Origin of the sequence: Nonomuraea sp. NPDC049419 (assembly GCF_040676995.1) — a bacterium.
Classification (GTDB): Bacteria; Actinomycetota; Actinomycetes; order Streptosporangiales; family Streptosporangiaceae; genus Nonomuraea; species Nonomuraea salmonea.
In genome coordinates this window covers 101723-116623 of record NZ_JBFAQB010000012.1, presented here as the reverse complement: position 1 = coordinate 116623, position 14901 = coordinate 101723, and the positions used below count along the sequence as shown (strand labels likewise).

Genomic DNA, 14901 nt, shown 5'->3' with positions numbered 1-14901 from the left:
CGGCCCGTCGCTACTCTTCGCTCAGATCATGATCGTCGATCAGCCGTGAAGCGGGAGCAGGCCAGGATGCCCGAGCCGATGAAAGCGTTCACCGAACCGTCCGGGATCTCGCATCTCTTCGGAGTCGCGGACTTCGAAGTCATCGAGGGGATGTTCCCGGACGAGACGACCATCTGGCATCTCGGGGATCCGTATCCGACGTGGCTCATGACCGGGCCCAACGGTGTGACCTTCGGACTCGATCGCGACGTGCAGGCCTACGTGCGTTACGAGTTATGGGACGTGCCGCCACCGCCGCCGGACCCGTCATGGCGGTCATGGGAAGGGGAGATCTTTCTGACGTCCGGGCGGCTCGTCGCGGTGAGCTTCTTCGACGAAGCTGATTACCACACCCTGTTCGACCTGGGCCGCCGGGCCGCGAGGTGGCCGGTCCGGATCTCCACGAAGGCTCCGGTCAATGTCGACGACCCCGCGTTCCCGCGCGACATCTTCCGAGTGCGCCTGTTCACCTTGCAGTTCTGGATCGGCTGACCGCAGGGGAGCCCGCCACCACCAGGACCGCGTGGGTGACCGCGTGGATGACCGTGAGGGGGAACAGGTGGCGGCGGGGCTCCCGGATCCGGCCGGCAGCGGGGCGTGCTCGTACCCGGACGGGCGGCCGATCATCCGCGGCTCGTCGTCAGGCGGGGAGGCGGATGGACATGGCGTGGTGGAAGACGTTCTTCGGGTCCCAGTGGGCCTTCACGCGCTGCAACCGTGGGTAGTTCCCGCCGAAGTACAGCGTCGTCCAGGGGACGCCGGAGGTGTTCCACTTCGGGTCGGCGTGATCGGTGTCGGGGTAGTTGATGTAGGCGCCGCCGCAGTTGCCCCCCGGCACCGGTACGCCCCCGGTCGTCGCGTACAGGTCCCGGTGGAACTCCCGTACCCACCGGAGCTGGGTGCCGTCGTCCTTGGCGTCCTGCCAGGTGGCCAAGCAGAAGACCTTGAGAATGGAGTCGCGTTCCGCGGTGGCGGTGGCTGTGGAGGGGACGGTGTTGACCTGGCCGCCGTACGACACCGCCCACAGCGCCCGTGTCGTCGAGGCGGGCGTGCTCAGGTGGTCGTAGGCGACGTCGATCTGCCGGTCGGTGAAGCGCTTCCGCAGATATCCGGACTTGACCTTGAAGTGGCTGGACTGCTCGCCCTCGCTGAGCGCGAACGAGCGGATCGCCTGGTACCAGGGCTGCCGCCCGATCGGCAGGACCGTCGCGGCCGGCGTGACGCCCTCGCCCACGGCGGCGATGAAGTCCTTCATGCGCTTCTCGGCGTCGGCCCCGGTGGCGTCCATCTGGCAGGCCAGGACGATGCCGCCGGGGTCGGCGCCGTCGCTCCTGCCGTTCACCATCAGCACCCCGAACAGCGACGCGTACGGCGACGACGGGTCGCTGTTGCGCTCGTGCCAGGCGCCGTGGTTGCTCAGCAACCGGCGGAACGCCTCCTTCGTCATGCCCTGCCACGACCAGACGGCGACCCCGGTGAGCAGCTCGGCGGGCGGCCTGGGCAGCAGCTTCGCGGGGTCGTTGCCCTTGGCCTTCGGGTCGCGCAGCCAGTAGCGGGTGACGATGCCGAAGTTGCCGCCGCCGGCCCCGGTGTGCGCCCACCACAGGTCGTGGTTGGGGTCGCGCGGGTCGCGGGTGGCGACGACGGCGCGGGCCCGGCCCGACTTGTCCACCACCACGACCTCCACGGCGTGCAGGTAGTCGATGGTGAGCCCGTACCGGCGGGACAGGGCGCCGTAGCCGCCGCCCACGATGTGGCCGCCGGCCGCGACGGTGCCGCACTGGCCGCCGGGCAGCGTCACGCCCCAGCCGAGGTGGAGGGTCCGGTACACGTCCATCAGCGTCGCGCCTGGCTGGACCATGAACGCGCCGCGCCGCTCGTCGAAGGAGACCTCGTTCATCTCGCACATGTCGATGACGACCTGCGAGCCGTCGCCGACGAAGTTCTCGTAGCAGTGGCCCCCGCTGCGCACGGTCACCCGCTTGCCGGCGCGCACCGCGTCGCCCACGGCTTTCACCACCTGCTCGGTGGAGCCGACCACCTGGAAGTACTCAGGCTTGGGACGGAAGCGCTGGTTCGTGCCGCGGACGGCGAGGTCGGCGTAGCGCGGGTCCTGCTGCCCGATGCGGACGGGGCCGAGGCCGGCGCCCTTCCCGGGTGCCGCCGCGGCGGCCGGCAGCGCGGGGATGAGGTCCGCGGTGACCACGCCGCCCAGCGCCGCCGTACCGCCGAGCAGCCGCCGGCGTGTCACATCACTCATGTCAGCAACTCCTGGTCATGGGAGGGGGAAATTCAGACCCCACCGACGCTAGGAGCGGCGCGATGGCGGGGGAATGCACCTAGGTACACCCCGGGGCGAGGCTGGCTGCACTTTCAGGATCGGCGGCGGCGTCCGCTGCGGCGCGGCGCGGGCTCGGCGCCGCCGAGGAGGGCGAGCCGCCGCTCCTCGCCGTGCTCCTCCACCAGCAGGGCTCGTTGTGCCGATTCCGTGGATCGCCGAACCGTTTCGCCGCTTCGGACGTCTTCAAGAGAACGGGGGCGTATGGGAGTGAAAGGTGGGCCGGACGCACATGATCATGCCGGAGACCGTGCTGGCGGGGCGCTACCGCCTGCTGTCGCGGCTGGGCAGCGGGGGGCACGGCGAGGTCTGGCGGGCCCTGGACGTCCTGCTCGACCGGGTCGTCGCGGTGAAGACCGTCCGCGCGGGGCTCGACGGGGACGCGGCGGCCAGGTTCCACGCCGAGGCCAGGTCGATGGCGACCGTCGAGCATCCCGGGGTGGTCAGGGTGTTCGACTACGGGATCGCGGACGTGGACGGGCGGCGCACGCCGTACCTGGTGATGAAGTACCTCGACGGGGAGCCGCTGCACCTGCTGCTGGAGCGCAGAGGACGCATCTCGGCCGGTGCCACGATGGACCTCGTCGCCCAGACGGCCGAGGCGCTGCAGGCCGCGCACGACGCCGGTGTGGTGCACCGCGACGTCAAGCCGGGCAACCTCATCGTCAGGGCCGACGGCAGCGTCGTGCTGACCGACTTCGGCATCGCCCGCGCGGCCGAGGGGCACAAGCTGACGGCCTCGGGCATCGTGCTGGGCACCGCCACGTACTGCGCGCCCGAGCAGGCGGAGGGCGCCGAGCCGAGCGCGGCCATGGACGTGTACGCGCTGGGCGTCGTCGCGTACGAGTGCCTGTCGGGCCGGCCGCCCTTCCACGGGGACAACGCGGTCGCGATCGCGCTCCAGCACGTCCATGACCCGCCACCGCCGCTGCCGCCGGACGTTCCCCCGGCGGTCGCGGAGGTCGTGATGCGGGCCCTGGCCAAGGATCCGGCCGCCCGCTGGCCCACCGCCGGCGCCCTGGCCGCCGCGGCCCGCGCGCTGTCCGGCGAGGTGGCCGCGGACTCGCCGCTGACGGACGGTTTCCCGGTGACCCCCTCGACCGAGGAGCCGACGCCGAGCCGGTTCGAGACCGGCGCGGGTGACACGGCCGGCCATGCGGCGGAGAAGACCACCCGTGCGCGGGCCGGCGCCGGCAGAAGGGCCGCCCGGCGGCGCGGCGCCGCGACCGCGGGCGCGCTGGCCGCCGCCGGCATCGCCGCGGCCGCCGTCTGGGCGCTGCTCCCTGACGGCCAGGCCCGTACGCCGACCCGGGCCGGAGCCGAGGTGACGCCGGAACCCGCCACCCCGTCAGACCCCACCCCCGGCCTCGGGACGCACACGAAGGACCCCGAGCCGAGCGAGACCCCGGAGACCACCGCCGAACCCCCGACCGTCGAGCCCACGGAACCCACCCCCACCCCGGAGGAGGGCGCGATCGTGGGCGGCATCAGGTACGCGGGCGCGTCCAAGGACTACCAGCCCGGCATGGTGCAGGTCTTCACCGACAAGGGCAAGCGCGTGGCGCAGCGCAAGGCCGACCGCGACGGCTACCGCTTCTCCCTCCTGCCGGGCGGCTACCGCCTCCAGACGGCGCTCGGCGACACCAAGTGCTGGACGCTGGCCAAGGTCAGGCCGGACCGGACGACCAGGGCCGACCTCACCTGCCGCGCCCCGAAGCCGGAGGAGCCGCCGTTCCAGGGCGCCGCCGTGCGGGACGCGGCCGGCGACGCCAAGCCGGGCACCCCGGACGCCGGCAAGGCGCCCCCGTACGCGGACCTGCTGGCGGCGGTAGCCAAGGGCGGCGAGGACAGCGTGACGGTGGAGTGGGTGACCGGCGGCGCGGTCCCGGCGGACGGCGCCGGGCAGTGGACGGTCACGTTCTCGCAGTCCGGCCAGAGCGGGACGGTGACGCTGACGGGCGCCAAGGGAGCGTGGACCGTGGACGCGTTCGGGAAGACGACGGCCGTCAAGCCCGCGCTCTCGGGTCAGGGGATCGCGGTCACGCTCAGCCGCGCGACGCTGGAGGCCGCCCCGGTCGACCTGACGAAGCCGTACGAGGTGGGCGGCGCCGCCGGCACCGTGACCGCCGGCGCGCACACCTGGACGGACACGGCCCCCTAGAGCGAGTGGCCGAGCACCGCGACGAACGCGGCGATGCGCTCCTCGTCGCGCCGGTAGTGCGTCCACTTGCCGATGCGGGTCGAGCGCACCAGCCCGGCCCGCTCCAGCGCGGCCATGTAGGCCGACACGGTCGACTGGGCGAGCCCGGTCTTGGCCTGGATGTGGCTGACGCACACGCCGGCCTCGTGCGGGTCGGCGATGCCGCCGGCCACCGGGAAGTGCCGCTCGGGGTCGCGCAGCCACGACAGCACCTGCAGGCGCACGGGGTTGGCGAGCGCCTTGAACACCTCGACCAGGTCGGGTGGCGATGCGGTCATGAGCGGTCCAATGGCAGAGCGAAAAGTATCGTTATGCTACCGGCCCGAGCTCGAAGGAGAGGTGCGGGGCGAGGGCGCGCAGGAAGTCCGCGGCGTCGAAGAGCGCGCCCGCCGACGCGACGCCGGTGGTCCTGACCCGCCCCGCCAGGATGCGCTCGACCGCCTCCACCGCGAGCGGCGCGCTGACTGCGTAGATGTCGCGGCCACGGGCCACCGCCCGCCGCTCCTGGCCGCCCGCGCGGACGACCACGTCCACCAGGAACGTCTCCGCCGGCCTGCCGCGCTCGTCCGCCGCCGCGGGGGCGGCCAGCTCGCGGGCCGCCTCGGCCGCCATGTACGAACGCACCTCGGGAATCCGCAGGTGGCTGGGGATGGTGACGATGTCGGCCATGGAGAACTCACCGATCACCGCCCGGGTGCCGAGCGGCTCGGGGAAGTCCCAGTCGAGCGCGGGCGGCTGGTCGTCGTGGTACTCGATGCGCCCGCCGGTGTAGCGCACGCGCAGGCCGCCGCGCCGCTCCCGGGAGACCGCGCCGGCCAGGCGGGTGCCCTCGGTGGGCCGCCAGCCGCTCAGCCCGTACGCGACGTGCGCCTCGTCGGCCGCCGTCCACTCGCGCATCGCGGCCGTCGCGAGCAGGTCGCCGAGGCCGCCGTAGAAGGCCATCGCGGGCAGCACCACGGTGCCGGCCGCGCGGGCGCGCTCGGCGAAGTCCGCGAACGTGTCCAGGTTGGCCTCGATCTCGGCCGCCACGTCCACGTACGGGATGCCCGCCCGCAGCGCCGCCTCGATCAAGGGCGCCGCCGTCGTGGCGAAGGGCCCGGCGCAGTTGATCACCGCCGTGGCGCCCTCAAGCACCCGGTCAAGGGCGTCCGGATCGTCGGCGGACGCCTGCCGGGTGAGCAGCCCCGGATCGGCCGCCGCCAGCTCCTTCAGCTTGATCGTGTCGCGCCCCGAGGCGATCGGGACGAGCCCCCGCTCCTTCAGCTCCGCCAGCACGAAACGCCCGGTGTGCCCGTACGCGCCGTAGACCGCCACCGCCATGATGTCCTCCTCGTTCGTCATCGGTGACCATCCTGGTGACAGTGATCGCCGGGCACGAGTGTCGGGAACGCCGTCACCCGTACACTTTCGGACATGCACACCGTCGCGCTGGCCGTCACCGACGGCATGCTGCACCTGGAGCTGTCGCTGGCGTACGAGGTCTTCGGCGGCGGCCCGGCCGAGGACTGGTACGAGCTGGTCCTGTGCGGCCAGGAGGCGGTCAGGGTCGGCCGGTTCCTGGTGGAGCCCGAGCGCGGCCTCGACGCGCTGGCCCGGGCCGGCACCGTGATCGTCCCCGGCTGGGCGGACATCGACGTCGACCCGCCCGCCGACCTGGTCGCGGCGGTGCGCGCGGCCCACGAGGCGGGCGCCAGGGTGGCCTCGCTGTGCACGGGCGCGTTCGTGCTGGCCGCCGCCGGGCTGCTGGACGGGCGGCGGGCCACCACGCACTGGGCGCACACCGGTGTGCTGGCCGACCGCCACCCCCGCGTCGAGGTGCACCCCGACGTTCTGTACGTCGACAACGGCAGCGTGCTCACCTCGGCGGGCAAGGCCGCCGCCCTCGACCTGTGCCTGCACCTCGTACGCCGCGACCACGGCTCGTCGGCCGCCAACGCGGTGGCCCGCCGCCTGGTCGTGCCCCCGCACCGGGAGGGCGGCCAGGCCCAGTTCGTCACCACGCCGGTGCCGGAGCGCGGCGACCACCCGCTCGGCGAGCTGTTCCCGTGGGTGCTGGCCAGGCTCGACCAGCCGCTGACGGTCGAGGACCTGGCCCGCAGGGCCAACATGAGCGCCCGCAACCTGGGCCGCCACTTCAGGGCGGTCACCGGCACCACGCCGCTGCGCTGGCTGCTGACCCAGCGCGTCCGCCGCGCCCAGGAGCTCCTGGAGGTCACCGACGACAGCGTGGAGCGCATCGCGGCGGCCACCGGCATGGGCACCGCGACGACGCTGCGCCGCCACTTCGGCCGCACGGTCGGCGTGGCCCCCGACGCCTACCGGCGCACGTTCAGGGCGCGTACCAGGGCATAGGCCCCGCGAGCTGACGGCATTAGTCAGCATGTCTATACATAGAGTTGATATTGAGGTACAACCAGGGCGAGCCCGATGGTTCTGGAGGTGTCTCGTGAGACGTACCCCGATCGTGCTGGCCCTGCTGGGAGCGCTCGCCCTCAGCGGCTGCTCCTCAGGCGGCGGAGGCGGTGAGAGCGGCAGCCCGCCGCCCGCCACGGCGGCGCAGGCGGGCGACGGCCGCTACGCCGTCATCACCCACGCCGCCGCCGGCGACTCCTTCTGGGACGTCGTCAAGAACGGCGCCGAGGCCGCGGGCAAGCAGTACGGCGTCACCGTCAGCTACCAGGGCGACGACGACCCGGCCAGGCAGTCGCAGCTCATCGACCAGGCCGTCTCGGAGAAGGTGGACGGCATCGTCGTGTCCATGGCCAACCCCGACGCGCTCAAGGAGTCCATCGGCAAGGCCGTCGCCGCCAAGATCCCGGTGGTCACCATCAACTCAGGCGCCGACTCCTCCAAGGAGTTCGGCGCGCTCACCCACGTCGGCCAGTCGGAGGACGTCGCAGGGCGCGGCGCGGGCGAGCAGCTCAAGGCGGCCGGCGTCACCAAGCTGCTGTGCGTGATCCACGAGGCCGGCAACGTCGGGCTCGACCAGCGCTGCAAGGGCGCGGAGGAGACGCTCGGCGGCACGGTCGAGCGGCTGCAGGTCAACGTCAGCAACCTCGCCGACGTCACCTCCAAGGTCGCCGCCAAGCTCCAGACCGACCAGCAGGTCAACGGCGTGCTGGCGCTGAACCCGGCCGTCGCGGTCGCCGCCAGGGACGCCATCAGGGACGCCGGCTCGCAGGCCAAGCTGGCCACGTTCGACCTGTCGGCGGACGTGGTGAGCGCGATCAACGACGGCGAGATCCTGTTCGCCGTGGACCAGCAGCAATACCTCCAGGGCTACCTGCCGATCACGTTCCTCACCCTCTACAAGTCCAACCTCAACACGGTCGGCGGCGGCCTGCCGGTCAACACCGGGCCGGGGTTCGTCACCAAGGACAACGCGGCGCAGGTGGCCGAGCTGGCGGAGGCGGGCACGCGATGACGGTGGCGGACGAGCGGGTGGCCCGGGTCGGACCGGCCCGCCGCCTGCTCATCAGGCCGGAGCTCGGCGCGGTGGTCGGGCTGGTGGTGGTCTTCGCGTTCTTCGCCGCGCAGTCGCCGGTGTTCCGCTCGCCCGACGGCATCGCCAACTGGCTCGACCCGGCCGCGACGCTGGGCATCATGGCGGTCGCGGTGGCGCTGCTGATGATCGGCGGCGAGTTCGACCTGTCGGCGGGCGTGCTCACCGGGACGAGCGGGCTCGTGCTGGTGACGCTGGCCACCAGGTTCGGCTTCGACGTCTGGACGGCCATGCTCGTGGGGCTGGTCGTGGCGCTGGCGGTCGGGTTCGTCAACGGGCTCGTGGTCACCAGGACCCGGCTGCCCAGCTTCATCGTCACGCTGGGCACGTTCCTCATGCTGCAGGGCGTCAACCTGGGCGTCACCAAGGCGATCACCGGCACCGTTCAGGTCAGCGGCCTGCGCAGGGCCGAGGGCTTCGAGGTGGCCAACGCGATCTTCGCCGGCACGATCGACGTGGGCGGCACCTCGTTCCGGGTGGCGATCCTGTGGTGGATCGTGGTGACGGCGGTGGCGACGTGGGTGCTCATGCGGTCGCGGGCGGGCAACTGGATCTTCGCGGTCGGGGGCAACGAGCAGGCGGCGCGCGCGGTGGGCGTGCCCGCCGCCCGTACGAAGATCGCGCTGTTCATGACGACGGCGTTCGCCGCCTGGCTGGTCGGCTCGATGCTGGCGCTGCGCTACACGTCGGTGCAGGCCAACATCGGCATCGGCCAGGAGTTCATCTACATCATCGCGGCCGTCATCGGCGGCTGCCTGCTCACCGGCGGGTACGGCTCCGCGATCGGCGCCGCCATCGGCGCGCTGATCTTCGGGATGGCCGACAAGGGCATCGTGTTCCTCGGCTGGGACGCCGACTGGTTCACCTTCTTCCTGGGCGCGATGCTGCTGCTGGCGACGCTGGCCAACCGGCTGGTCCGGCGCTACGCCGAGGAGGTGCGGCATTGACCCCGATCCTGGAGACCCGCGGCATCGGCAAGACGTTCGGCTCGGTGCTGGCGCTGCGCGAGGTGTCGATGAGCGTGGCGGCCGGCCAGGTGGTCTGCGTGCTGGGCGACAACGGCGCGGGCAAGTCCACGCTGATCAAGATCCTGTCGGGGGTGCACCAGCACGACGCGGGCGCGTACGTGGTGGACGGTGAGGAGGTGCGGCTGACCGGCCCCCGCGACGCGCTCGACCGCGGCATCGCCACCGTCTACCAGGACCTCGCGATGATCCCGCTCATGTCGGTCTGGCGGAACTTCTTCCTCGGCTCGGAGCCGCGCAAGGGCCTGGCCTTCGACGTGGCCAAGGCCCGCAGGGTGGCGCGGGACGAGCTGCGCGCGATGGGCATCGACATCCGCGACGTGGACCAGCCGGTCGGCACGCTGTCGGGCGGCGAGCGCCAGTCGGTCGCCATCGCCAGGGCGGTCCACTTCGGCGCCCGCGTGCTCATCCTCGACGAGCCCACCTCGGCGCTCGGCGTCAAGCAGGCGGGGGTGGTGCTGCGCTACATCGCCCGCGCCCGCGACCGGGGGCTCGGCGTCGTCTTCATCACCCACAACCCGCACCACGCCTACCCGGTGGGCGACCGGTTCCTGCTGCTCAACCGGGGGGCCGCGATCGGCGAGTACGGCAGGGCGGACATCACCCCGCAGGAGCTGACCGCGCTCATGGCGGGCGGCGCGGAGCTGGAGGAGCTGGAGCACGAGCTGCGCCGCGACCCACATTTGGGAGACATTTAACGCGATAGGGCGATCGCCTGGAGGAAAAGACAGGCAGAGACATCTTCTGGCATGCCGAACACGAGAGGCGCAGGTGATCGCCATGGCAACGACCGCCAGCGGCAAGCTCCGCCGGTGGCTGGAAGCTCCGCGGTAGGGCGGCCGGCATGACCCTGTGGCAGGGGCCACCCCCGGGGCCGTTATTACCCGGGCGACCGATGCGGCGGACCGCTCCTGGAGGGCGGTCCGCACAGGTCGCGGGGCCGGGCAGGGCGGCGCGCACAGCCGCGCCGGCACAGGCCGGACGTAAGGTGCCGCCAGCATTCCGCCCCCCTCCGAGGAGCATCCATGACCGCCACCCAAGCGCGGGCGCTGCCCATCGGCGCGGCGTTCGACCGCATGCCGTTCACCCGCCGGCACGTGCTCATCGCGCTCGCGCTCTTCGTCGCGTTCGTCATCGAGTCGTGGGAGCAGCTCGCGCTCGTCTACGTCTCCGGCGACCTCGGCGCTCAGCTGGGCATCGGCGAGGCGGGCATCGGCGTGGTGCTGTCGGCGGTGGCGTTCGGCATGATCCCCGGCGTGCTGGTCTGGGGGCCGGTGGCCGACAGGATCGGGCGCCGGCCGACCGCGTTCTGGTCGCTGCTCGCGTACGGGGTGCTCGCGCTGGCCTCGGCCTTCGCCACCAGCGCGGAGGCCCTGGTGGCGCTGCGGGTGGCGTCGGGGCTGGCGCTGGCCGGCGTCTACACGATCACGTTCCCGTTCTTCCTGGAGCTGCTGCCGACCCGGCACAGGGGGCGGGCCGCGGTCTACCTGTCGATCGGGTGGCCCATCGGCATGCTGGCCGCCATCGGCGCGTCCGTGCTGCTCGGCGACCTCGGCTGGCACGTCGTGGTGATCGCCAGCGCGGTGGCAGGGCTGTGGGCGTTCGCGGTGCGGGCCTGGGTGCCCGAGTCGCCGTACTGGCTGGCCGCGCGCGGGCGGCAGGAGGAGGCGCGGGCGGTGCTGCGCGAGCTGGGCAGCCCCGACGCCGATGCCACGTTCACCGTGGCGAGCGAGCGGGTCGGGCGGCCGCTCGACCTGTTCAAGGGCGGGCTCGGCCGGATCACGCTGGTCATGCTGGCGCTCAACTTCGTCTTCAACTGGGGCTACTGGGGGCTGCAGACATGGCTGCCGACGCTGCTGCAGGAGCGCGGGCTGACGCTGTCGGCCTCGCTCGGGTTCGCGGCGCTGAGCGCGCTCATGATGATCCCCGGCTACGTCAGCGCCTCCTGGCTGACCGGCCGCTACGGCCGCAAGAAGGTCTTCCTCGTGTACGTGGTCGCCGCCGCCCTCGGCGGCCTGTGGTTCGCCACCGCCTCCTCCACGACCGGCCTCTACCTCGGCAACTTCGTGCTGTCGTTCTTCAGCCTCGGCGCCTGGGGCGTGTGGAACACCTGGAACGGCGAGTTCTACCCGACCGCCCTGCGCGGCACCGGCTACTCGTGGGCCACGGCCGCGCAGCTCGTCGCCACCACCGTGGCGCCCTCCGCGGTGGGCGCGTTGCTCGCGGGCGCCACCGGCTTCACCGTTACCATGCTGATCATCAACGCGTTCATGGTGGCCACGGCGCTGCTGGCGCTGCCGCTGCCCGAGACGGAAGGGCGCGAGCTGGAGTGATACTCGGCGTCGCGCTGGAGACGGCGGGCGGGCCTGGCCCGCCCCCGATGCTGGTGGCGGCGGACGAGGGCGGGCCGGTGTGGCCGGTGTCGCGCGCGGCGGCCCGCACGGCGGCGCGCGTGTGCGTGGCGCTCGACCTGACGGGCGCGCCGGTGGCGCCGGTGGCCGCGATCCGGGTGGGCCGGCGCTGCCCCGAGGCGCTGCGGCCGGTGGCCGACCCCGGCGTGGCGACCATCGTGCGCGGCGGGCACAGCGTGACGGGGCGGCGGCTCGCGCCGCTCGACACCGAGGCCGTACGCCGGTTCGCGGCGGAGTGCGGGCTGCTCGACTTCGCGGTGACCGCCACGGGCTCGCCGGTCCTGCCCGAGCACGAGCTGGAGGTGGCCGCGATCATCGCCGCCGAGGTGCCGGGCGCGCGCATCACCCTGTCGTACGAGTTCGGCCACCCGGGGCTGCGCGAGCGCGAGGCCGAGACCATCCGCAACGCCGCCCTGTCGGCCGAGGCCGACCGCATCGCCGACGACGTCGCCAGGGAGCTGCCCGGCGTGCCCGCCTACTTCGCGCGTTCCGGTGGCGGGGTCGTGTCGGCGCACTACTTCCGGCGCTTCCCGCTGGCCTGCGACCTGGGCGCGACGGCGAGCCGCGCCCGGGGCCGCGCCGAGCTGGGCCCCGACGTGCCCGACGGGGTGGCGGCGGCGTACGGGGCGCTGCTGGGCGAGCCGGCCGCCCAGGTGGAGCGGATCGTGCAGGCCCGCGGCAGGGCCGAGCTGGACCGCATGCTGCAGGACGCCAGGGACGAGGCGCTGACCAGGGTGGTGAGCGCGGGCGCTGCGCCGGGGTCGGCCCGCATCGCGGAGACGACGGTGAACCCGCTGTCGTACCTGCCCGACGGGCTCTACCGGGTGCGGGTGACGGCGGGCGGTCAGCTGTGGTCCGGCTGATCGACCCCGCCGGTCTCGACCGCTTCTCCGCCGGGTCGCGGGTGCTCGCGACGGGGGCGGCGGAGTCGTCGTACAACCTGGCGCTGGACTGGGCGCACTCGGTGGTCGGCGGCGGCGTGGAGCTGGCGGCGGCCGGCGAGCTGCCGGAAGAGACGGTGTGCGTGGCGGTCAGCCTCGTCGGCTCGACGACCGCGCTGGGCGAGCAGCTGCCCGCCGGTGACGAGCCCGAGCGGGCGGTGCGGGCGCTGGAGCGGCGGCTGGGTGAGCGGGTGGGCGCGGTCGTGGCGCTCAACCTGGCCGCGGAGAACGCGCTGGTCCCGCTGATCGCGGCGGCCGCGCTGGGCGTGCCGCTGGTGGACGGCGACGGGACGGGGCGGGTGTTCCCGCTGGTGGAGCAGACGACGTACACGCTGGGCGGGGTGAGCGCGGCGCCGCTCGCGCTGGCCGGCGGCTCGGGGGAGCTGGTGGTGCTGGAGACGGCGGCCGACCGGGTCGAGGAGCTGCTGCGGCCCGTCGTGCTGTCGGTGGGCGGCTGGGCGGTGGCCGCCTGCTACCCGATGACGGCCCGCGACCTCGCGCGGGTGGTGGTGCCCGGCACGGTGAGCCTGCTCATGCGGGCGGGCGAGCCGGGCGTGCCGCGCGCGGCGGCGGCCCCGTACGGCGCGCGCACGCTGTGCCGGGGCCGGATACTCGCGGTGGAGGGCAGCACCGGGCACGGCTCCGACATGGGGCTGCCGTCGCTGCCGTCGTCCATCGTCATCAGGGAGACCGAGGGCCTCGGCCGGCTGGTCCGGCTGGAGGCGCACAACGAGGTGGTGCTGGCGCTGGCCGACGGCGCCGTGGTGGCCGTCGTGCCCGACCAGATCTGCATGATCTCGCTGCTCGACGGCATGGTGGTGGACGTGGACAAGGCCGAGCCCGGCCTGGAGGTGGAGATCATGGTGATGCGGGCGGCGCCGGTGTGGCACACGGAGCGGGGCCTCGCGCTCGGCGGGCCGCGCGCGTTCGGGATCCCGCTGTGAGCGGCGTGCGGACGGCCGGCTGGGAGGCCCCCGTCACGGTGGCCGAGCTGGTCAACGCGGGACCGCTGGCGGGGGCCCGCATGTACGGCGCGGGCGAGCATCCCGTACGCGGCGTGCGCATCGTGGACGAGCCGGCCGTCTTCGCCACGGTCACGCCGCACACGGCGGTCGTGCTGAGCGGGGCGGCGGCCGGTGGCGGCTGGGCGGTCGAGATGGCCATGCGCCGGGCCTGGGAGCAGGCCGCCGCGTGCGTCATCGCGCCGTCGGGCGGGCTCAGCGAGGGCTCGGGCGAGGTGCTGGCCGAGCGGCTCGGCGTCACGCTGGTCTTCGTGGACGACGACCCGCTGCTCGTCGCGGTACGCGTGGCGTCGGCGGCGGCACGTCCCGACGCGGCCCGCACCCAGCTCGTGGCGCGCTGCGCGACCCGGCTGGCCGAGGCGGGCACCTCGCCGCGGCGGGTGCTGGGCGTGCTGAACGCCGAGCTGCCCGGCACCTCCGTAGCCTTCCTCGACCGCTACGGCCTGCCGCTCGCGGGCCGCCGCGACGCCCTCGACCCGCAGACCGGGCGCGGCCGGTGGTCGGCCGAGGTGGAGGTGCCCGACCTGGCGGGCGAGGCGCTGGGCCGGCTGGTGGCGGCGGGCTCGTCCCGCTCGCCCGGCTGGCCCGCCGTGGTGCGCACGGTGCTCGGGCTCGCGGTGGCGCCGCTGACCGCGTGGGCGGCCGGCGAGCGGCTGCGCGCCTCGCACGACTTCGCACTGCAGGCGTCGCTGGCCGAGCGGCTGCTGCGGGAGGCGAAGCGGCCGGGCGCGCCGATCGAGGAGGAGGAAGAAGTGGCGGCGGTCGCGCTGGGCTGGGCGGTGCGGGGCCCGCTGACCGCCTACCACGTGCGCCCGCTGGACGAGGCGCCTACCGACCCGGCGCCCGCCGGCACGCTGATCGCCGCCGCGCTCGGTCAGGTGCCGGTGCTGGTGCGGGCCGGCGGCTGGGCGGGCTGGTCGGCGCTGCCGCCGCAGGACGTCGCGGAACGGCTGCTGCGCTGCCTCCCCGCGATGCCGTGGCCGGCCGCCGCGGGCGTCGGAGCCCAGGTGGACGGGCTCGCCGCGGCGGAGGAGTCGCTGCTCGGCGCGCAGGCGGCGGCCTTCGTGGCCGCGCCCGGCACGGTGGCGCGGGCCGACCGCATGGGCCCCGCCGAGCTGCTGGGCGCGCTGCCGGTCGGCGGGCTGCGGGCGCCCGCGGAGGTCGTGCTGCGCCCGCTGCTGGCCGTCGACAAGGACGGCACGCTGCTGGAGACACTGGCCGCGGTGCTGGACGAGGGCGGCGCGCTGCGCGCCGCCGACCGGCTGGGCGTGCACCGCAACACGATCACGACCAGGCTCGAACGCATCAAGGCGGCCGGCTTCGACCTCGACGACGCCCCCGCCAGGCTCGCCCTGCAGCTCGCCTGCCACGTGCTGCTGCGATCACCGGGGACACCGGACGTGACATCCTCATAGGAGCAGCA

At 73.8% G+C, this 14901-nt stretch carries 13 protein-coding genes; 10 read left to right on the top strand and 3 right to left on the bottom strand.

What is annotated here, in order from left to right; translation table 11 throughout:
- Nucleotides 1-66: 66 nt before the first annotated feature.
- A complete protein-coding gene (locus AB0K12_RS30415; protein ID WP_364568619.1) occupies nucleotides 67-531 on the top strand; it encodes a hypothetical protein in 465 nt (154 codons plus the stop codon).
- Between the two features lie 148 nt (nucleotides 532-679).
- Here AB0K12_RS30415 and AB0K12_RS30410 read toward each other — a convergent pair whose 3' ends face one another.
- Nucleotides 680-2299 carry an FAD-binding oxidoreductase gene (locus AB0K12_RS30410; protein WP_364568616.1) on the bottom strand — a complete coding sequence of 540 codons (1620 nt, stop codon included), beginning with the start codon at nucleotides 2297-2299 and terminating at the stop codon, nucleotides 680-682.
- Nucleotides 2300-2609: 310 nt separating this feature from the next.
- Between AB0K12_RS30410 and AB0K12_RS30405 the strand changes: the two genes are divergently transcribed.
- Entirely contained in the window at nucleotides 2610-4538 is a 1929-nt protein-coding gene (locus tag AB0K12_RS30405) for a serine/threonine-protein kinase (RefSeq protein ID WP_364568613.1), read from the top strand.
- Here the strand turns inward: AB0K12_RS30405 and AB0K12_RS30400 are convergent.
- Together AB0K12_RS30400 and AB0K12_RS30395 are read right to left on the bottom strand one after the other, a co-directional pair.
- A complete protein-coding gene (locus AB0K12_RS30400; protein ID WP_364568611.1) occupies nucleotides 4535-4855 on the bottom strand; it encodes a metalloregulator ArsR/SmtB family transcription factor in 321 nt (106 codons plus the stop codon). The genes AB0K12_RS30405 and AB0K12_RS30400 overlap by 4 nt on opposite strands.
- Nucleotides 4856-4886: 31 nt before the next feature.
- Nucleotides 4887-5918: a saccharopine dehydrogenase NADP-binding domain-containing protein gene (locus AB0K12_RS30395; RefSeq protein ID WP_364568608.1), complete on the bottom strand. Its 1032-nt coding sequence runs from the start codon at nucleotides 5916-5918 to the stop codon at nucleotides 4887-4889.
- A gap of 72 nt (nucleotides 5919-5990) precedes the next feature.
- On the opposite strand from AB0K12_RS30395, the gene AB0K12_RS30390 reads away from it, so the two are divergent.
- The 8 genes from AB0K12_RS30390 (at nucleotide 5991) to AB0K12_RS30355 (ending at nucleotide 14893) form a co-directional block, all read left to right on the top strand.
- Complete coding sequence (locus AB0K12_RS30390; RefSeq protein WP_364568605.1) at nucleotides 5991-6929, top strand: helix-turn-helix domain-containing protein; 939 nt, start codon at nucleotides 5991-5993, stop codon at nucleotides 6927-6929.
- A gap of 94 nt (nucleotides 6930-7023) precedes the next feature.
- Entirely contained in the window at nucleotides 7024-8001 is a 978-nt protein-coding gene (locus AB0K12_RS30385) for a sugar ABC transporter substrate-binding protein (protein ID WP_364568604.1), read from the top strand.
- Nucleotides 7998-9026, top strand: coding sequence for an ABC transporter permease (locus AB0K12_RS30380; protein ID WP_364568602.1), 1029 nt, complete (start codon nucleotides 7998-8000; stop codon nucleotides 9024-9026). Before AB0K12_RS30385 ends, AB0K12_RS30380 begins: the two co-directional genes overlap by 4 nt.
- Nucleotides 9023-9802, top strand: a complete 780-nt coding sequence (locus tag AB0K12_RS30375; RefSeq protein WP_364568600.1) for an ATP-binding cassette domain-containing protein — start codon at nucleotides 9023-9025, stop codon at nucleotides 9800-9802. The genes AB0K12_RS30380 and AB0K12_RS30375 overlap by 4 nt, the downstream gene beginning before the upstream one ends.
- A gap of 327 nt (nucleotides 9803-10129) precedes the next feature.
- A complete protein-coding gene (locus AB0K12_RS30370) occupies nucleotides 10130-11437 on the top strand; it encodes an MFS transporter (RefSeq protein ID WP_364568597.1) in 1308 nt (435 codons plus the stop codon).
- Nucleotides 11434-12378, top strand: coding sequence for a hypothetical protein (locus AB0K12_RS30365; RefSeq protein ID WP_364568594.1), 945 nt, complete (start codon nucleotides 11434-11436; stop codon nucleotides 12376-12378). Before AB0K12_RS30370 ends, AB0K12_RS30365 begins: the two co-directional genes overlap by 4 nt.
- Complete coding sequence (locus AB0K12_RS30360; protein ID WP_364568591.1) at nucleotides 12366-13400, top strand: DUF917 domain-containing protein; 1035 nt, start codon at nucleotides 12366-12368, stop codon at nucleotides 13398-13400. Before AB0K12_RS30365 ends, AB0K12_RS30360 begins: the two co-directional genes overlap by 13 nt.
- Entirely contained in the window at nucleotides 13397-14893 is a 1497-nt protein-coding gene (locus AB0K12_RS30355) for a helix-turn-helix domain-containing protein (protein WP_364568588.1), read from the top strand. Before AB0K12_RS30360 ends, AB0K12_RS30355 begins: the two co-directional genes overlap by 4 nt.
- Nucleotides 14894-14901: the final 8 nt, after the last annotated feature.